The following is an 18,226-nucleotide window of genomic DNA, read 5'->3' on the forward strand; positions in this document are numbered from 1 at the left end:
TTGGGGCGAATTATCGCCGTTAATTCATACGGGTTCAAGTGAGTATAGGGCATTGTGCGGTCTGTTGCCCTCACCCCGCCCCTCTCCCACGGGGAGAGGGAGTTTACCTACTCATCTTCCAGGTAGGTGTACCCGTACAGACCCGCTTCAAACTCTTCCAGGAACTGCTGCTGCAAGGCATCGTCCAGACCGGTGTTTTTTACCTGATCGCGGAACTGGGTGAGCAGTTTTTTCGGATCCAGCTGAACGTATTCGAGCATGTCCGCCACGGTGTCCCCTTCGTCGGACAGCTCAACCTCCACGCTGCCGTCAGGGAAGACAAACACGTCAACCGCTTCGGTATCACCGAACAGGTTGTGCATGTTGCCGAGGATCTCCTGATACGCCCCCACCATAAAGAAGCCCAGCATTGGTGGGTTCTCCGGATCGTACTCCGGCATTGGCATAGTGGTCGCAATACCGTCGCCGTCGACGTAATGGTCAATCGCGCCGTCAGAGTCACAGGTGATGTCCAGCAGCACGGCGCGGCGTTCCGGGGCGTGGTTCAGCCCTTCCAGCGGCAGAACCGGGAATAGCTGGTCGATACCCCAGGCATCCGGCATCGACTGGAACAGGGAGAAGTTGACGTACATTTTGTCCGCCATACGCTCCTGCAACTCGTCGATAATCGGACGGTGCGCGCGGTTGCTCGGGTCGAGCTGTTTCTGCACTTCGTGGCACATATTCAGGTAGAGCTGCTCGGCCCACGCGCGCTCTTGCAGGCTGAATGTGCCTGACGAGTAGCCGACGTGAATATCGTGCAGGTCCATCTGGCTGTCGTGCAGCCATTCGCGCAGGGAACGACGCGTGCCCGGCTCGTGCATCTCCTGCCAGGTTTCCCACATGCTTTGCAGGGAACGTGGGGCATCGTCTGCCGGAGGCGTGGCTTCGGTGATTTCGCTACGCTCAACGCCAATGATGTTAGAGACCAGTACCGTATGGTGCGCCGTGACCGCGCGGCCGGATTCGGTGATCACCGTCGGGTGCGGCAGGCCGTGCTCTTCGCAGGCATCGCCAATCGCCCAGATGATGTTGTTGGCATATTCGTTCAGGCCATAGTTTACCGAACAGTCAGACTGCGAGCGGGTCCCTTCGTAGTCCACGCCCAGGCCGCCGCCCACGTCAAAGCACTGAATATTCACGCCGAGCTTATGCAGCTCAACGTAGAAACGTGCCGATTCACGCACGCCGGTGGCGATGTCGCGAATGTTGGCCATCTGCGAGCCGAGGTGGAAGTGCAGCAGCTGAATGCTGTCCAGACGACCGCGCTCGCGTAGAATTTCCACCAGCTGAAGCACCTGGTTCGCCGCGAGGCCGAACTTGGATTTTTCACCGCCGGAAGACTGCCATTTACCGGAACCCTGCGACGCCAGTCGCGCACGCACGCCAAGGCGCGGGATCACGTTCAGACGCTCGGCCTCTTCCAGCACGATCGCGATTTCGGTCATCTTCTCGATCACCAGATAGACCTTGTGGCCCATCTTCTCGCCAATTAATGCCAGACGAATGTATTCGCGATCTTTATAGCCGTTACAGACGATCACCGACCGGGTCATGCCCGCGTGCGCCAGAACCGCCATCAGCTCCGCTTTAGAGCCTGCTTCCAGGCCCAGCGGCTCGCCGGAGTGGATCAGGGACTCAATCACGCGACGGTGCTGGTTGACCTTGATCGGGTAAACGAGGAAATAGTCGCCGTTATAACCATACGATTCCCGCGCGCGTTTGAACGCGGCGTTAATAGAACGCAGGCGATGTTGCAGGATCTGCGGGAAGCAGAACAGTGCAGGCAAGCGCTGACCCTGCGCTTCACGGGTTTTCACCAGTTTAGCGAGATCCACGCGCGCTTCCGGGACGTCCGGATCCGGGCAGACACTGATGTGGCCCAGCTCGTTAACGTCGTAGTAGTTATTGCCCCACCAGGCAATATTGTAAGTGCGCAGCATCTTGCTGGCTTCCTCGGAGCTCATCGCAACCTCCTGCATAGAACGTAGTACACCCTGTTCGCCCGCTGACGAAGGCGAAAAAGAAGACATGTCGTCAGACATAGCGAACCTCAACTCTTTGTATTAAGTGTAAAACAGTTGACTACTATCGCAGCGTTATACGGCGATAACAACCCATTAACGGCTCCATTTCCCAGCAGAGTATGCTGAAATCCAGACCGTGCGACCGGTTTCTTATTCATATCATTGCAAAACACGTATCCGAACTCTGTATGACAAGGTTCGGCGAAACCACGAGAAAACTCCTGTATTAACAAGAGCGCCCTTGTTCAGTTTTCACAAAGCGTGACCGGCTCTGGAATCCTGAGAAGCACCGAGATGGGTATAACATCGGCAGGTGTTTAGACCAGAAGTGCGGGTGGGAATCAAATGCGCGCCAGAACGGCTGCGCTGAATGAGCGGAAAACGATGGTTCATTATCTGGTATCACCTCCACGGCCGCCTCTGCTGAAACGGACCACAAGCCAAAGCTAAAAGTTCACTGCTTAACCCGGCTGGAAGTGGCGACACGATGTGTTCATCGAGCGCTTATTTTATATGAGCCGCGCGCCGCGTTTTATACCGAGAAGGTCACTAAAAAGCAAAACAAAAATGCGCAGGTTGCCAGCGTCGTCAGGAAAAATTTCCAGCCGTGTTTTCAACGCAATGAGAGGTGAGTCAAAAAAAACTGGAAATCGGGTGAAGAAGTGACCTAAAATAGACGTCCAGATGTTAATCCATCCATACCGATTAACACTCAGACTGCCAGTGTCAAAATCCTGTAGGCCTTGGTAGAATTATCTCCTATGGCTATTCCACACAGCAGCTTGAGCTAACCAAATTCCTCTTAGGTGAAATAAAACATGGCAAAACACCTGTTTACGTCCGAGTCCGTATCAGAAGGACATCCTGATAAAATTGCTGACCAAATCTCCGATGCGGTGCTGGATGCGATCCTCGCGCAGGATCCAAAGGCGCGCGTAGCGTGTGAAACCTATGTCAAAACCGGCATGGTTCTGGTTGGCGGTGAGATCACCACCAGCGCATGGGTTGATATCGAAGAGATCACCCGTAACACGGTGCGTGAGATCGGCTATGTACATTCTGATATGGGCTTTGATGCCAACTCCTGCGCCGTACTGAGCGCGATTGGCAAACAGTCTCCGGACATCAACCAGGGCGTTGACCGTGCCGATCCGCTGGAACAGGGCGCGGGCGACCAGGGCCTGATGTTCGGCTACGCAACCAACGAAACCGACGTACTGATGCCAGCGCCGGTGACCTACGCACACCGTCTGGTGCAGCGTCAGGCTGAAGTGCGTAAAAACGGCACTCTGCCGTGGCTGCGTCCGGATGCGAAAAGCCAGGTGACCTTCCAGTATGACGACGGGAAAATCGTCGGTATTGATGCCGTGGTTCTTTCCACGCAGCATGCTGAAGAGATTGACCAGAAATCCCTGCAAGAAGCGGTGATGGAAGAGATCATCAAGCCGGTTCTGCCAACTGAATGGCTGAGCTCTGCGACCAAATTCTTCATCAACCCAACCGGACGCTTTGTTATCGGCGGCCCAATGGGTGACTGCGGTCTGACCGGTCGTAAAATCATCGTAGATACCTACGGCGGCATGGCACGTCACGGCGGCGGCGCATTCTCCGGTAAAGATCCGTCTAAAGTTGACCGTTCTGCCGCGTACGCTGCACGTTATGTGGCGAAAAACATCGTTGCTGCCGGTCTGGCTGACCGCTGTGAAATTCAGGTTTCCTACGCCATCGGCGTGGCTGAGCCAACCTCCATCATGGTGGAAACCTTCGGTACTGAAAAAGTGCCTTCTGAACAGCTGACCCTGCTGGTGCGTGAGTTCTTCGACCTGCGTCCATACGGTCTGATTCAGATGCTGGATCTGCTGCACCCAATCTACCAGGAAACTGCAGCGTACGGTCACTTTGGTCGCGAACATTTCCCATGGGAAAAAACCGACAAAGCCGCCCTGCTGCGTGATGCTGCCGGTCTGAAATAATCGACTGCCAGCAGCTTAAACAGGCCAGCCTTTGTGCTGGTCTTTTTTATGTCGGGTGGCGGCTATGCCTTACCCGACCTACGGGTAGTGAGTTTTTGTAGGCCGGGTAAGGCATAGCAGCCATCCGACAATGTTTGGAACCGTTTACACCTCACTCTCTATATCCCGCTTTCAGAATATTCTCTTTGCATGATCGCATTTCTTCTGCTGTTACATTCCCTTTCAGTTAAGTCTTAAATTTGTGCAAACGCGATGCACATCAATTAATTTACCTCTATATTTTCAAAGCTTTAATTATTTTTACGGTTACAAGTCAGTGTAACCGATTACACCGTTGTGATTTGACTCACATATTTTTATGAGCCGCTCACCTACTCTTTATATCGTAAAAACTGATAACCCAACTGGAGGGCATAATGCCTGACAATAATAAACAGGGGCGTACGTCCAATAAGGCAATGACGTTCTTCGTCTGCTTCCTCGCCGCTCTGGCAGGATTACTCTTTGGCCTGGATATTGGCGTAATTGCCGGTGCATTACCTTTCATCACCGATGAGTTCCAGATTAGCGCACACACTCAGGAATGGGTGGTTAGCTCCATGATGTTCGGTGCCGCCGTCGGCGCGGTCGGCAGCGGCTGGCTCTCCTTTAAGCTCGGGCGTAAAAAGAGCCTGATGATTGGCGCGATCCTGTTCGTTGCCGGCTCACTGTTCTCTGCCGCTGCGCCTAATGTTGAAGTGCTGATCATCTCCCGCGTGCTGCTCGGTCTGGCAGTGGGCGTGGCGTCTTATACTGCCCCGCTGTACCTGTCTGAAATCGCTCCGGAAAAAATCCGCGGCAGCATGATTTCCATGTATCAGCTGATGATCACTATCGGTATTCTGGGGGCTTATCTCTCCGATACCGCATTCAGCTACAGCGGCGCATGGCGCTGGATGCTGGGCGTCATCATCATTCCTGCCATCCTGCTGCTGATTGGCGTCTTCTTCCTGCCGGACAGTCCGCGCTGGTTCGCCGCCAAACGCCGCTTCCATGATGCCGAACGCGTGCTCTTACGCCTGCGTGATACCAGCGCCGAAGCCAAAAACGAGCTGGAAGAGATCCGCGAAAGCCTGAAGGTCAAACAGTCCGGCTGGGCGCTGTTCAAAGAGAACAGCAACTTCCGCCGCGCGGTGTTCCTCGGCGTGCTGTTACAGATCATGCAACAGTTCACCGGGATGAACGTCATCATGTATTACGCGCCGAAAATCTTCGAACTGGCGGGCTACACCAACACCACCGAGCAGATGTGGGGCACCGTGATCGTCGGCCTGACCAACGTGCTGGCGACCTTTATCGCTATCGGCCTGGTGGACCGCTGGGGACGTAAGCCAACCCTGACGCTGGGCTTCCTGGTGATGGCCGTCGGGATGGGCGTGCTGGGTACCATGATGCACATGGGCATTCACTCCCCAACGGCACAGTACTTCGCCGTGGCGATGCTGCTGATGTTTATCATTGGGTTTGCGATGAGCGCCGGTCCGCTGATTTGGGTGCTGTGCTCTGAGATCCAGCCGCTGAAAGGACGTGATTTTGGCATCACCTGCTCTACCGCGACCAACTGGATTGCCAACATGATCGTCGGCGCAACGTTCCTGACCATGCTTAATACTCTGGGTAATGCCAACACCTTCTGGGTCTACGCCGGTCTGAACCTGTTCTTTATTGTTCTCACTATCTGGCTGGTTCCTGAAACCAAACATGTTTCACTGGAACACATTGAACGTAACCTGATGAAAGGTCGTCCTCTGCGCGAAATCGGCGCACACGACTGATCCTCCTGCGGGAGGCGCCTCTTGCGCCTCCCCGCTTCCCGCTTTATGCTCTGCCCCTATGAAAGCACCCCGTCTCCCCATCGCCATTCAGCAAGCCGTTATGCGCAGCCTGCGGGAAAAACTCGCCCATGCCAACCTGAAGCTCGGCCGCAATTATCCTGAACCGAAGCTGGTCTATCAGCAGCGTGGCACCGCGGCAGGTACCGCCTGGCTGGAATCGTATGAGATCCGCCTCAACCCGGTGTTGATGATGGAAAATCAGCAGGCGTTTATCGAAGAAGTGGTGCCGCACGAGCTGGCGCATCTGCTGGTGTGGAAGCACTTTGGCCGCGTCGCGCCGCACGGCAAAGAGTGGAAGTGGATGATGGAGGCGGTGCTCGGCGTTCCGGCCCGTCGCACCCATCAGTTCGAGCTGGAATCGGTACGCCGCAATACCTTCCCCTACCGCTGCCAGTGCCAGCAGCACCAGCTTACCGTCCGCCGCCATAACCGCGTAGTGCGGGGCGAGGCGACCTACCGCTGCGTTAAATGCGGCGAACCGCTGGTTGCGGAATAATCACGCGAACTTTCAGGAACTTTCCTGATCTGACTGATTGCATACGGGAACAACATTCGTTACGTTGCGGGCTCGTTTTGACACGGAGTGTAAGATGTCCCGTAATGTTTCTCTCGCGGTCGCTTTTCTGGCGACAGCGCTCTCCGGCCATGCTCTGGCCGACGGTATTCACAGTTTCTCTCAGGCAAAAACCGCAGGCGTAAAGATTAACGCCGACGTACCGGGTGATTTCTACTGCGGCTGTAAAATTAACTGGCAGGGTAAGAAAGGGGTCGTGGATCTGGGATCCTGCGGCTATAAGGTGCGCAAGAACGAGAACCGCGCCAGCCGAATCGAATGGGAACATGTCGTTCCGGCCTGGCAGTTTGGCCACCAGCGCCAGTGCTGGCAGGACGGTGGACGTAAAAATTGCGCAAAAGATCCGGTCTACCGCCAGATGGAAAGCGATATGCACAACCTGCAACCCGCCGTGGGTGAGGTCAATGGCGACCGCGGAAACTTCATGTACAGCCAGTGGAACGGTGGCGAAGGCCAGTACGGTCAGTGCGCCATGAAGGTCGATTTCAAAGAGAAAGTCGCCGAACCGCCTGCCCGCGCGCGCGGTAGCATCGCCCGCACTTATTTCTATATGCGCGACCGCTACGATCTCAATCTTTCCCGCCAGCAGACGCAACTCTTCAATGCCTGGGACAAGCTCTACCCGGTGACGGACTGGGAATGCCAGCGCGACGAACGTATCGCCAAAGTCCAGGGGAATCACAACCCTTACGTCCAGCGGGCTTGCCAGGCGCAAAAGAGCTAACCTACACTACGGCAATTCGCTTATATCGCATGACACATGGAATTTCTGACTATGCGCATCCCTCGCATCTATCACCCTGAACTGATTACCCCAGGCGGCGAAATCGCCCTGTCTGATGATGCCGCAAACCATGTTGGTCGCGTGCTGCGCATGGGTGCAGGCCAGGCGATTCAGCTCTTTGACGGCTCTAATCAGATTTTCGACGCTGAAATTACGCGCGCCGATAAAAAAAGCGTGCACGTGAAGGTGCTGCGTGGCGACGTGGATGACCGGGAATCCCCGCTGCACATTCACCTGGGCCAGGTGATGTCGCGTGGGGAAAAGATGGAGTTCACCATTCAGAAATCCATTGAACTGGGTGTAAGCCTCATTACGCCACTTTTTTCTGAGCGCTGCGGCGTTAAACTGGATGCGGAACGTCTGAACAAAAAGATCCAGCAGTGGCAAAAAATTGCCATTGCGGCCTGCGAACAGAGCGGCCGCAACCGTATCCCGGAGATCCGCCCGGCGATGGATCTGGAGGACTGGTGTGCAGAAGATGAAAGCGGGCTTAAGCTCAATCTTCATCCGCGCGCCAGCGCCAGCATCAATACGCTGCCGCTGCCCGTTGAGCGTGTACGCCTGCTGATTGGCCCGGAAGGCGGCCTGTCGGCTGACGAAATTGCCATGACGGCGCGTTACCAGTTTACTGATATTCTGTTGGGACCTCGCGTTCTGCGCACTGAGACAACGGCACTCACCGCCATTACCGCGCTACAGGTGCGATTTGGCGATCTGGGTTGAAGCAAAGACCCATAACCGGAGAAGAAGATGATTAAGCTCGGCATCGTGATGGACCCCATCGCAAACATTAACATCAAGAAAGACTCCAGCTTCGCTATGCTGCTGGAAGCGCAGCGTCGCGGCTATGAACTCCACTACATGGAGATGAACGATCTTTACCTGATCAACGGTGAAGCCCGCGCACGCACCCGCATCGTTAACGTCGAGCAGAACTACGAAAAATGGTACGAATTCGGTACCGAGCAGGATATTGCCCTGGCCGACCTCAACGTCATCCTGATGCGTAAAGATCCGCCGTTCGACACCGAATACATTTATTCCACCTATATCCTTGAGCGTGCCGAAGAGAAAGGCACGCTGATCGTCAACAAGCCGCAGAGCCTGCGCGACTGCAACGAGAAGCTCTATACCGCATGGTTCTCTGACCTGACGCCGGAAACGCTCGTCACCCGCAGCAAAACGCAGCTGAAAGAATTCTGGCAGAAGCACGGCGACATCATCATGAAACCGCTGGACGGCATGGGCGGCGCGTCGATCTTCCGGGTGAAAGAGGGCGATCCGAACATTGGCGTGATTGCCGAAACGCTGACCGAGCTGGGAACCCGCTACTGTATGGCACAGAACTATCTGCCAGCCATTAAAGACGGCGACAAGCGTGTGCTGGTCGTAGACGGCGAGCCGGTGCCTTACTGCCTGGCGCGTATCCCGCAGGGAGGGGAAACCCGTGGCAACCTGGCGGCTGGCGGCCGTGGCGAACCGCGTCCGTTAAGCGAAAGCGACTGGGAAATTGCCCGCCGCGTCGGCCCTACGCTTAAAGCCAAAGGCCTGATCTTCGTTGGCCTCGATATCATCGGCGATCGTCTGACCGAAGTGAACGTCACCAGCCCAACCTGCATTCGTGAAATCGAAGCGGAATTCCCGATCTCGATCACCGGAATGCTGATGGACGCTATCGAAAAACGTTTACAGAAATAACCTGTGACAGCGCCTGTGTTTATCCCCATACTGGGCGCTGTCGCTTTTTAAACCAGGAAACAGTACCTCTGACAATGAATTTACAGCATCACTTTCTTATTGCCATGCCTGCTCTCCAGGATCCGATTTTCCGCCGCGCCGTGGTCTATATTTGTGAATACAACGAAGACGGCGCGATGGGGATTATCATCAATAAGCCGCTGGAAAACCTTCAGGTTGAAGGGATTCTGGACAAGCTGAAAATCCCTGCTGAAGCGCGGCTGCCGGAAATCCGTCTCGATAAACCGGTGATGCTCGGCGGCCCGCTTGCAGAAGATCGTGGTTTTATCCTGCATACCCCGCCGGTTTTCTCGTCCAGCATTCGTATCTCCGATAACACCGTCGTCACCACCTCTCGCGATGTGCTCGAAACACTGGGCACGGCAAATCAGCCTTCTGAGGTGCTGGTTGCGCTCGGCTACGCTTCCTGGGAAAAAGGGCAGCTGGAACAAGAAATTCTGGACAACGCCTGGCTGACGGCCCCTGCGGATATGAATATCCTGTTTAAAACCCCTATCGCCGATCGCTGGCGTGACGCGGCAAAACTGATTGGCATTGATATTCTGACCATGCCTGGCGTTGCGGGGCACGCGTAATGAGCGGCACCCTTCTCGCCTTCGACTTCGGCACCAAAAGCATCGGCGTCGCTGTGGGTCAACGGATCACCGGCACCGCTCGCCCGCTCACTGCGCTGAAAGCTAACGACGGCACGCCGGACTGGAACCTTATTGAGCGCTTGCTCAAAGAGTGGCAGCCGGACGACGTGATTGTCGGTCTGCCGCTGAACATGGACGGCACCGAGCAGCCGCTTACCGCCCGCGCGCGCAAGTTCGCGAACAAAATCCATGGCCGCTTTGGTGTCTCCGTTAAGCTGCACGATGAACGTTTGAGCACCGTCGAGGCACGCGCTGGCCTGTTCGAGCACGGTGGCTTCCGGGCGTTGAACAAAGGCAGCGTGGATTCAGCTTCAGCCGTCATTATCCTCGAAAGCTATTTCGACCAGGGTTACTGAGCGCCGGGGCCTACACCCGCCCCTGCGCCCGTCGCTCCGCCAGACTCTGCTCAAAGTTCTGCATCCCCGCCTGCTGCCCCGTTTGAATAATGCCCGGCAGTTGCCAGGTTTTGCCTTCGCGGATCAGGTTTGCCGCCGCCGACGTATTCACCAGTAGCTCATACAGCGCCACGCGCCCGCCCTGGACATCCTGACGCAGCTTCTGCGCCAGAACCGCACGCAGGCTTCCCGCCAGTTGATTACGCACCGGATCTTTCTCCTGCGCCGGAAAGGTGTCGACCAGGCGCTCGATCGCCTGCGCCGCACCGCGCGTGTGCAGCGTGGCCAACACCAGATGGCCGGTTTCCGCCGCCGTCAGCGCCAGGCGTATCGTCTCGCTGTCGCGCAGCTCACCAAGCAGAATCACATCCGGATCTTCACGCAGAGCGCTGCGCAGGGCCTCGGCAAAGGACGGGCTGTGCAGGCCTATCTCCCGCTGCTGGATCAGGCAACGTTCACTCTGGTACATAAACTCCACCGGATCTTCCAGGGTCAGAATATGCCCGTCCGTCTGGTGATTGAGGAAATCGACCATCGCGGCCAGAGTGGTCGATTTCCCGCTGCCGGTGGCGCCGGTGACCAGAATCAGGCCATTGTCATTGGACAAAAGCTCCGGGATCGCGCGCGGCACGCCTAACGCAGAGAGCTGCGGGCACGTCAGCGGCAACAGGCGCAGCGCGATCGAAACGCCGTGCATATGCTTAAACGCACTGCCGCGCAGCCGCTGACCGCCTGTGAGGGTAACGGCAAAATCCACCTGCCCGTTTGCCCACCAGGCGCCCTGCTGTTCGTCATTGAGCCACGCTTTTAATAATGCCTCCACATCCGGGGGCGGAAACGGCGCAGGTTCAAGACGGCCTGACCTGCGCCAGCGCGGTGGTGAATCACTGCACAGGTGTAGATCGGAGACGTTATGCTTTACACTAAGGGCCACAATTTCTTCCACATCCATAGACAACTCCTCGGAAAATGAACGACATTGCGCATAACCTGGCACAGGTCCGGGACAAAATCTCAGCCGCGGCAACGCGTTGCGGCCGTGCTTCAGAAGAAATTACGTTGCTTGCAGTCAGCAAAACCAAGCCTGCGAGCGCCATCGCAGAAGCGATAGCCGCCGGTCATCGTGCCTTTGGTGAAAACTATGTGCAGGAAGGCGTAGATAAGATTCTCGCTTTCCGGGAACGGGGAAATGCAGACCTGCAATGGCACTTTATCGGTCCGCTACAGTCGAACAAAAGCCGTCTGGTAGCAGAGCACTTCGACTGGTGTCACACCATCGATCGTCTGCGTATCGCTACCCGTTTGAGCGACCAGCGCCCTATTGAGATGCCAGCGCTTAACGTGCTAATTCAAATCAACATCAGCGATGAAAACAGCAAGTCCGGCATTACGCTGAGCGAACTGGATGCGCTGGCGGCGGACGTGGCGGCGCTGCCGCGCTTAACCCTGCGCGGGCTGATGGCTATCCCGGCGCCAGAGTCAAGTTATGAAAGGCAGTTTGCCGTAGCACAGCAAATGGCTGTAGCATTTGAGGCGCTTAAAGCGCGCTATGACACGGTAGACACGCTTTCTCTGGGCATGTCGGATGATATGGAAGCCGCCATCGCGGCAGGCAGCACCATGGTGCGCATCGGCACAGCAATTTTCGGTGCGCGCGATTACCCCTAATAATAAGGAAACCTGAGGAACGCCATGAAGACGTTGACTTTCCTGCTTTCAACGGTCATTGAACTGTATACGATGGCGCTGCTGTTGCGCGTCTGGATGCAGTGGGCCCGTTGTGATTTTTACAATCCATTCTCACAATTTATCGTGAAAATCACGCAGCCCATTGTGGGGCCGCTTCGCCGCATCATTCCGGCAATGGGGCCGATTGACAGTTCATCTCTGCTGATGGCGTTTATTCTGAGCGTTATCAAAGCGATCGTGCTGTTTATGGTCATCACTTTCCAGCCGATTATCTGGATTTCAGCCGTTCTGATCCTGGTTAAAACCGTCGGCTCGCTGATCTTCTGGGTCCTGCTGGTGATGGCGATCATGAGCTGGGTAAGCCGGGGCCGTAGCCCGGTGGAGTACGCGTTGATTCAGCTGACAGAACCGTTGCTGCGTCCAATTCGTAGCCTGCTGCCTGCGATGGGCGGAATCGACTTCTCACCGATGCTTCTCGTTCTGCTGCTGTACGTGCTGAATATGGGTATCGCGGAACTGTTACAGGCGACGGGTAATATGCTGCTGCCGGGGCTGTGGATGGCGTTATGAGTGCAGTTAGCCCCTGCGCCGACGGGCTGGTTTTACGGCTGTACATTCAGCCGAAAGCCAGCCGCGACAGTATTGTTGGGCTGCATGGCGACGAGCTAAAAGTCGCCATCACGGCCCCGCCGGTTGACGGCCAGGCGAATGCGCATCTGACCAAATATCTGGCTAAACAGTTTCGCGTCGCTAAAAGCCAGGTCATCATTGAGAAAGGTGAACTTGGCCGGCATAAACAGGTAAAAATCCTTAACCCGCAATCTATCCCGACGGAAGTCGCGGCTCTGACAGAACAGGACTAAACCATGCAGAAAGTTGTTCTCGCCACCGGTAACGCCGGTAAAGTGCGCGAGCTGGCCTCGCTATTAAATGATTTTGGGCTGGACGTGGTGGCTCAGACCGAGCTGGGCGTGGACTCCGCCGAAGAGACCGGCCTGACGTTTATCGAAAACGCCATTCTGAAAGCGCGCCATGCGGCGCAGGTAACCGGACTGCCCGCGATTGCCGATGATTCCGGTCTGGCCGTGGATTTTCTGGGCGGTGCGCCGGGGATTTACTCCGCCCGCTATTCCGGGCCGGACGCCACCGACCAGCAGAACCTGGAAAAGCTGCTTGTGGCCCTGAAAGACGTTCCTGACGAACAGCGTACCGCGCAGTTCCACTGCGTGCTGGTCTACATGCGTCACGCGGAAGATCCCACGCCGATTGTCTGTCACGGCAGCTGGCCGGGCGTGATCACCCGTGAAGCGGCGGGCAACGGCGGCTTTGGTTACGACCCGATTTTCTTTGTCCCGACCGAGGGCAAAACCGCTGCGGAACTCACCCGCGAAGAGAAAAGCGCGATCTCCCACCGTGGACGCGCCCTGAAACTGTTACTGGAAGCACTGCGTAATGGCTAATTTGCCGCCTCTGAGTCTTTATATTCACATCCCATGGTGCGTGCAGAAATGTCCGTACTGTGATTTCAACTCGCACGCGCTGAAGGGTGAAGTGCCGCACGATGATTACGTCGCGCATCTGCTGGCCGATCTGGATGCCGATGTACCGTACGCACAGGGACGTGAAGTGAAGACCATTTTTATTGGTGGCGGTACGCCGAGCCTGCTTTCAGGCCCGGCGATGCAGACGCTGCTGGACGGTGTGCGCGCACGCCTGAACCTGGCAGCGGATGCTGAAATTACGATGGAAGCCAACCCCGGCACCGTTGAGGCCGACCGTTTTGTCGAGTACCAGCGTGCGGGCGTGAACCGTATCTCTATCGGCGTGCAGAGCTTTAGCGAGCCAAAGCTGAAGCGTCTGGGGCGCATTCACGGCCCGGAAGAGGCAAAGCGCGCGGCAAACCTGGCAACGGGGCTTGGGCTGCGCAGCTTTAACCTCGACCTGATGCACGGCCTGCCGGATCAGTCGCTCGAAGAAGCGCTTGACGATTTGCGTCAGGCGATTGAACTGAACCCGCCGCATCTGTCGTGGTATCAGTTGACCATTGAACCGAACACCCTGTTTGGTTCGCGCCCGCCGGTGCTGCCGGACGACGACGCGCTGTGGGATATCTTCGAGCAGGGCCACCAGCTTTTGACCGCGGCGGGATATCAGCAATACGAAACGTCGGCGTATGCGAAGCCGGGCTATCAGTGTCAGCACAATCTGAACTACTGGCGTTTTGGCGACTATCTCGGAATTGGCTGCGGTGCGCACGGCAAGGTGACCTTCCCGGACGGACGCATTCTGCGTACCGCCAAAACGCGTCATCCGCGCGGGTATATGGAAGGCCGCTACCTGGAGCGTCAGCACGACGTCGAGGCGGTGGATAAGCCGTTTGAGTTCTTTATGAACCGCTTCCGTCTGCTGGAAGCCGCTCCGCGCGCGGAATTTACGCGTTATACCGGGCTGCCGGAGTCAGTGATTCGCCCGCAGATTGACGAGGCGCTGGCGCAGGTGTATCTGACCGAGTGTGATGAGTCCTGGCAGATCACCGAGTACGGCAAGCTGTTCCTGAACTCCCTTCTTGAGTTGTTCCTCGCTGAAAATCCTGAAGGCTGATTCAGGATTTTACATCCCGTTCTGCTGGCTGAGGGAAAGGCTGGCAGAGTGTGGGGATGGAAACAATACGTTCATACGCAAAGCAGCTCAGACGCGAGCTGACACAGGAAGAAAGACGGCTTTGGTATTTACTGCGCAGCCGCCGTTTCGAAAATTATAAATTTCGCCGACAGCACCCGGTAGGTAACTACATTCTGGATTTCGCCTGTTGCGCGGCTCGGCTGGCCGTTGAGCTGGATGGCGGACAACATGATGAAAATCAGGAATACGATCGACAAAGGACATTGTGGTTAAACCATAAGGACTGGCACGTCATTCGATTCTGGAACAACGAACTCTGGAATAACGAAGAGGCGGTGTTAGAAAGGATCCTTGAAACGCTGCAAGCGCTGCAACCCTCACCCCGGCCCTCTCCCTGAAAGGGAGAGGGGGCAAACATCCCCTCGCCCCTTTAGGAAAAGGGTTAATGTGAGGGCGCAAACTATTCCCTCGCCCCTTTGGGGAGAGGGTTAGGGTGAGGGGCTAAGTGAATTACTTCAGCGTCCCCACCAGCGCCTTCCGGCTGTCTTCCAGCGACACCACGCGCTTACACACGTCTTTGCCGAACTGCTGGAAATCGGCTTCCTGATTCTTCCACTCGTTCTGAATCGAGGTTTGCAGTCCGCCCAGACTACCCAGTACACCCTGCAAAGGATTACCGCCACCCTTCAGCACCGCTTTGGCGCCCATCTCGTTGATGCTGTCCTGGAGAATGCCGCCCATCGCCTGGTTCACCAGCTGCTGACCGTCGGCACGCACCTGATCGATCGCCTTATAGTGGAACGTCAGGCCATCAGAGCGCGTCTCGATAATACGGTTCATCTGCTCTTTCAGCTGTTTATCCAGCTTCGTCAGGCGGGTGCGCATATTGCTGCTCTCCCCCACCTCTTTGGTGATGATTTTATCCAGCGCCACGCGGCTCTTTTCAACGCGGGTCAGCGCGCCATCGTTGATCCAGGGCAGCGCGGTACGCAACTCGGCCTGGTAGTCCATCGCCTGCTCGCGCTGGGCGGCCGTCAGGTTTTGCGGTTTGCCGTTAAAGGTCACGTTGCCATCCGGCGTAATCACCAGATTGCCATTCTCGCCCTTAACCTGCACGGTTTGCGGACTCAGCACCACGTCATCACGCGGGGTGACGCTACATTTATACTCCGCATGGGCGGTGGATCCGATTGCCAGTAAAGCAACAGCCAGCAACGTTTTGCGCATCTTAAACACTCCCTCAGACAAAATGGGCCAGCTAATGCTGGCCCCGTTCTTGCTTTATTAGTCCCACCAAACGTCGAAAAGTTCGCTAACGCGGACATCTTCCAGTTTGTGGTCTTCAAGCCATTTGCGTACCAGCGCCTGATGCTCTTCGGTGCATTTCCCCACTTCCTGGGTGCAAATCAGACCTTCCCACGCCAGATAGCCGCTACCGTCGAAGGCCAGCTTGTTTGGCTCGATCACCTCGTTGATGAACGCATCAACGTCCTGATCGATCTGCTCAACGCTGGTGCCTTCCGGGAAACGCCAGGCAACGGAGAAACCCACTTCCTGGAATTCTTCGATGTGCATCTTTTTACGCAGACGACGGCTACGATTCTTTGCCATTATTTCACCCTCTCGAACATTAAGTCCCATACGCCGTGACCAAGACGATGGCCACGCTGTTCAAATTTTGTCACCGGACGTGAATCCGGACGCGGTACGTAGTCGTTGCTTTCAGACTGATTTTTATACCCGTCCAGGGACGACATCACTTCCAGCATATGTTCCGCATAAGGTTCCCAGTCGGTTGCCATGTGGAAAACGCCGCCCAGCTTGAGCTTACTTTTCACCAGCTCGGCAAACGGTGCCTGAACGATACGGCGTTTATTATGACGCGCTTTGTGCCATGGGTCAGGGAAAAAGAGCTGAACCATGTTCAAAGAATTGTCAGGAATCATTTTGTGCAGCACTTCCACCGCGTCGTGACACATGACGCGCAGGTTCTCAACGCCCTCTTCATGGGCCGTTGCCAGGCATGCGCCGACGCCCGGCGAATGTACTTCAATACCGAGGAAGTTCTGCTCCGGGCGCGCTTTCGCCATAGTGACCAGCGAGGTGCCCATACCAAAGCCGATCTCCAGGGTCACTGGCGCGTCGCGGCCAAACAGGTCGGTGAAGTCGAGCGGTTGCTCGCTGAACTCAACGCCCATCACCGGCCAGTAGTTGTCCAGCGCGTGTTGCTGCCCTTTTGTCAGGCGCCCTTGACGGCGGACAAAGCTGCGAATACGGCGCAGCGGGCGACCGTTTTCATCAAATTCCGGTGAAATGACGTCGTTTTTCATAAAAGAGTTGTCTGCTTGTGAGAATGTTCGGGAAACGGGCATTATCCAAAGTTAAGGCTTCTATGCAAGCATGGGAAAGATCCGGTTTACAGCAGATTGACGCTGTGCTGCAATCTGCGTCCCTGATTAAGCGAATCGATGACCATGCAAGCCTCTCAATTTTCAGCCCAGGTGCTGGACTGGTACGACAAATACGGGCGTAAAACCCTGCCCTGGCAAATTGAAAAAACGCCGTACAAAGTATGGCTCTCCGAGGTGATGTTGCAACAAACGCAGGTCGCGACGGTCATTCCTTACTTCGAGCGTTTTATGGCGCGCTTCCCGACAGTCACCGATCTGGCGAACGCCCCGTTGGACGAGGTGCTGCACCTGTGGACCGGGCTTGGCTATTACGCCCGCGCGCGCAACCTGCACAAGGCCGCACAGCAGGTCGCGACGCGCCACAACGGTAAATTCCCGGAAACCTTCGACGAGGTGGCGGATTTGCCCGGCGTCGGGCGTTCGACCGCAGGCGCAATCCTCTCCCTCTCTTTAGGCAAACATTTCCCTATTCTCGACGGCAACGTCAAGCGCGTGCTCGCACGCTGCTACGCCGTAGATGGCTGGCCGGGTAAGAAAGAGGTTGAGAAACGCCTGTGGGAGATAAGTGAAGCGGTCACTCCGGCGAAAGGGGTGGAGCGTTTTAACCAGGCGATGATGGATCTGGGCGCGATGGTCTGTACCCGTTCAAAACCGAAGTGCGAACTCTGCCCGGTAAACAACCTCTGCGTGGCCTATGCGAACCACACCTGGGCGCAGTATCCGGGGAAAAAACCGAAGCAGACGCTGCCTGAACGCACCGGGTACATGCTGCTGATGCAGCATGGCGACGAGGTGTTTCTCGCTCAGCGCCCGCCGAGTGGCCTGTGGGGTGGTCTATACTGCTTCCCACAGTTTGAGGATGAAGCCTCGCTTCGGGCATGGCTTGAACAGCGCGGCATTGCGGCCGAAACCCTGACGCAACTCAACGCGTTCCGTCATACCTTCAGCCATTTCCATCTGGACATTGTGCCGATGTGGCTTCCCGTGTCCTCATTCACGTCGTGCATGGATGAAGGCACCGCTCTCTGGTATAACTTAGCGCAACCGCCATCAGTCGGGCTGGCGGCTCCCGTGGAGCGCCTGTTACAGCAATTACGTGTCGGTGCAATGGTTTAGCATCGGCAAGACAAAGAGGAATGAGTATGGCCAGAACCATTTTTTGTACTTTCCTACAGCGCGACGCTGAAGGCCAGGATTTCCAGCTCTACCCGGGCGACCTGGGTAAGCGCATTTACAACGAGATCTCCAAAGAAGCCTGGGGACAGTGGCAGAAAAAACAGACCATGCTGATCAACGAGAAAAAGCTCAGCATGATGAACCCGGAACACCGCAAACTGCTGGAGCAGGAGATGGTGAACTTCCTGTTCGAGGGTAAAGACGTCCACATCGAAGGCTATACGCCACCGGAAAAATAATAACGCGCAGCTGCTGCCCGGCTGCGCTGC

The 18,226-nt window shown here is 56.1% G+C and carries 23 protein-coding genes; 16 read left to right on the forward strand and 7 right to left on the reverse strand.

Features of this window, described 5'->3' with window-relative positions:
• Window positions 1-107: 107 nt before the first annotated feature.
• The 3 genes from speA to ACOTX1_RS07070 all read right to left on the reverse strand — a co-directional run bounded on the left by speA (window position 108) and on the right by ACOTX1_RS07070 (window position 2,459).
• Window positions 108-2,084 carry a biosynthetic arginine decarboxylase gene (gene speA, locus ACOTX1_RS07060; protein WP_003860039.1) on the reverse strand — a complete coding sequence of 659 codons (1,977 nt, stop codon included), beginning with the start codon at window positions 2,082-2,084 and terminating at the stop codon, window positions 108-110.
• Window positions 2,085-2,092: 8 nt separating this feature from the next.
• A complete protein-coding gene (gene yqgB / locus ACOTX1_RS07065) occupies window positions 2,093-2,224 on the reverse strand; it encodes an acid stress response protein YqgB (RefSeq protein WP_057979949.1) in 132 nt (43 codons plus the stop codon).
• Window positions 2,225-2,318: 94 nt separating this feature from the next.
• Entirely contained in the window at window positions 2,319-2,459 is a 141-nt protein-coding gene (locus ACOTX1_RS07070; protein ID WP_418235904.1) for a hypothetical protein, read from the reverse strand.
• A gap of 425 nt (window positions 2,460-2,884) precedes the next feature.
• Here ACOTX1_RS07070 and metK point away from each other — a divergent pair, with 425 nt between their 5' ends.
• From metK to ruvX, 8 genes are all read left to right on the forward strand, one after another.
• The gene (gene metK, locus ACOTX1_RS07075) at window positions 2,885-4,039 is read left to right on the forward strand and encodes a methionine adenosyltransferase (protein ID WP_003860037.1); all 1,155 of its coding nucleotides are present in this window, start codon (window positions 2,885-2,887) and stop codon (window positions 4,037-4,039) included.
• A 416-nt stretch (window positions 4,040-4,455) separates the two neighbouring features.
• Complete coding sequence (gene galP, locus ACOTX1_RS07080) at window positions 4,456-5,853, forward strand: galactose/proton symporter (RefSeq protein WP_015571832.1); 1,398 nt, start codon at window positions 4,456-4,458, stop codon at window positions 5,851-5,853.
• Window positions 5,854-5,911: 58 nt separating this feature from the next.
• Window positions 5,912-6,409, forward strand: a complete 498-nt coding sequence (locus ACOTX1_RS07085) for a SprT family zinc-dependent metalloprotease (RefSeq protein ID WP_023314821.1) — start codon at window positions 5,912-5,914, stop codon at window positions 6,407-6,409.
• A gap of 94 nt (window positions 6,410-6,503) precedes the next feature.
• Window positions 6,504-7,211, forward strand: coding sequence for a deoxyribonuclease I (gene endA, locus ACOTX1_RS07090; RefSeq protein ID WP_003860034.1), 708 nt, complete (start codon window positions 6,504-6,506; stop codon window positions 7,209-7,211).
• A 51-nt stretch (window positions 7,212-7,262) separates the two neighbouring features.
• Window positions 7,263-7,994, forward strand: a complete 732-nt coding sequence (rsmE, locus tag ACOTX1_RS07095; protein WP_023314822.1) for a 16S rRNA (uracil(1498)-N(3))-methyltransferase — start codon at window positions 7,263-7,265, stop codon at window positions 7,992-7,994.
• Window positions 7,995-8,021: 27 nt separating this feature from the next.
• Window positions 8,022-8,969: a glutathione synthase gene (gene gshB, locus ACOTX1_RS07100; protein WP_003860032.1), complete on the forward strand. Its 948-nt coding sequence runs from the start codon at window positions 8,022-8,024 to the stop codon at window positions 8,967-8,969.
• 74 nt (window positions 8,970-9,043) lie between these two features.
• On the forward strand, window positions 9,044-9,604 hold the full coding sequence (locus tag ACOTX1_RS07105) for a YqgE/AlgH family protein (RefSeq protein ID WP_022649353.1): 561 nt from the start codon (window positions 9,044-9,046) through the stop codon (window positions 9,602-9,604).
• Window positions 9,604-10,020: a Holliday junction resolvase RuvX gene (gene ruvX, locus ACOTX1_RS07110; protein WP_003860030.1), complete on the forward strand. Its 417-nt coding sequence runs from the start codon at window positions 9,604-9,606 to the stop codon at window positions 10,018-10,020. The genes ACOTX1_RS07105 and ruvX overlap by 1 nt, the downstream gene beginning before the upstream one ends.
• 10 nt (window positions 10,021-10,030) lie before the next feature.
• Here ruvX and ACOTX1_RS07115 read toward each other — a convergent pair whose 3' ends face one another.
• Window positions 10,031-11,011, reverse strand: coding sequence for a type IV pilus twitching motility protein PilT (locus ACOTX1_RS07115; RefSeq protein WP_023314823.1), 981 nt, complete (start codon window positions 11,009-11,011; stop codon window positions 10,031-10,033).
• Between the two features lie 17 nt (window positions 11,012-11,028).
• Between ACOTX1_RS07115 and ACOTX1_RS07120 the strand changes: the two genes are divergently transcribed.
• The 6 genes from ACOTX1_RS07120 to ACOTX1_RS07145 are packed head-to-tail and all read left to right on the forward strand — an operon-like array spanning window position 11,029 to window position 14,768.
• Entirely contained in the window at window positions 11,029-11,727 is a 699-nt protein-coding gene (locus ACOTX1_RS07120; RefSeq protein ID WP_023314824.1) for a YggS family pyridoxal phosphate-dependent enzyme, read from the forward strand.
• Window positions 11,728-11,751: 24 nt separating this feature from the next.
• Window positions 11,752-12,318 carry a YggT family protein gene (locus ACOTX1_RS07125; protein WP_003860024.1) on the forward strand — a complete coding sequence of 189 codons (567 nt, stop codon included), beginning with the start codon at window positions 11,752-11,754 and terminating at the stop codon, window positions 12,316-12,318.
• Window positions 12,315-12,611, forward strand: a complete 297-nt coding sequence (gene yggU, locus ACOTX1_RS07130; protein WP_003860023.1) for a DUF167 family protein YggU — start codon at window positions 12,315-12,317, stop codon at window positions 12,609-12,611. Before ACOTX1_RS07125 ends, yggU begins: the two co-directional genes overlap by 4 nt.
• A 3-nt stretch (window positions 12,612-12,614) precedes the next feature.
• Window positions 12,615-13,208 carry an XTP/dITP diphosphatase gene (locus tag ACOTX1_RS07135; protein WP_022651831.1) on the forward strand — a complete coding sequence of 198 codons (594 nt, stop codon included), beginning with the start codon at window positions 12,615-12,617 and terminating at the stop codon, window positions 13,206-13,208.
• Window positions 13,201-14,349, forward strand: coding sequence for a radical SAM family heme chaperone HemW (gene hemW / locus ACOTX1_RS07140; RefSeq protein WP_023314825.1), 1,149 nt, complete (start codon window positions 13,201-13,203; stop codon window positions 14,347-14,349). Before ACOTX1_RS07135 ends, hemW begins: the two co-directional genes overlap by 8 nt.
• A gap of 56 nt (window positions 14,350-14,405) precedes the next feature.
• Window positions 14,406-14,768 carry an endonuclease domain-containing protein gene (locus ACOTX1_RS07145; RefSeq protein WP_022651832.1) on the forward strand — a complete coding sequence of 121 codons (363 nt, stop codon included), beginning with the start codon at window positions 14,406-14,408 and terminating at the stop codon, window positions 14,766-14,768.
• 112 nt (window positions 14,769-14,880) lie between these two features.
• On the opposite strand, the gene ACOTX1_RS07150 is transcribed toward ACOTX1_RS07145, so the two are convergent.
• From ACOTX1_RS07150 to trmB, 3 genes are read right to left on the reverse strand one after another with little or no spacing between them, the layout of a single operon-like run.
• The gene (locus ACOTX1_RS07150; protein ID WP_003862419.1) at window positions 14,881-15,597 is read right to left on the reverse strand and encodes a DUF2884 domain-containing protein; all 717 of its coding nucleotides are present in this window, start codon (window positions 15,595-15,597) and stop codon (window positions 14,881-14,883) included.
• A 57-nt stretch (window positions 15,598-15,654) separates the two neighbouring features.
• A complete protein-coding gene (locus ACOTX1_RS07155) occupies window positions 15,655-15,981 on the reverse strand; it encodes a YggL family protein (RefSeq protein ID WP_003862421.1) in 327 nt (108 codons plus the stop codon).
• A complete protein-coding gene (gene trmB, locus ACOTX1_RS07160) occupies window positions 15,981-16,700 on the reverse strand; it encodes a tRNA (guanosine(46)-N7)-methyltransferase TrmB (protein ID WP_015571843.1) in 720 nt (239 codons plus the stop codon). The genes ACOTX1_RS07155 and trmB overlap by 1 nt, the downstream gene beginning before the upstream one ends.
• 144 nt (window positions 16,701-16,844) lie before the next feature.
• On the opposite strand from trmB, the gene mutY reads away from it, so the two are divergent.
• Complete coding sequence (gene mutY / locus ACOTX1_RS07165) at window positions 16,845-17,897, forward strand: A/G-specific adenine glycosylase (RefSeq protein ID WP_023314826.1); 1,053 nt, start codon at window positions 16,845-16,847, stop codon at window positions 17,895-17,897.
• A 26-nt stretch (window positions 17,898-17,923) separates the two neighbouring features.
• Window positions 17,924-18,196 carry an oxidative damage protection protein gene (locus tag ACOTX1_RS07170; protein WP_003862425.1) on the forward strand — a complete coding sequence of 91 codons (273 nt, stop codon included), beginning with the start codon at window positions 17,924-17,926 and terminating at the stop codon, window positions 18,194-18,196.
• The last annotated feature ends 30 nt before the right edge of the window (window positions 18,197-18,226 follow it).

This window comes from Enterobacter cloacae complex sp. IR5401 (assembly GCF_049238425.1).
In the GTDB taxonomy this organism is placed as follows: domain Bacteria; phylum Pseudomonadota; class Gammaproteobacteria; order Enterobacterales; family Enterobacteriaceae; genus Enterobacter; species Enterobacter hormaechei_C.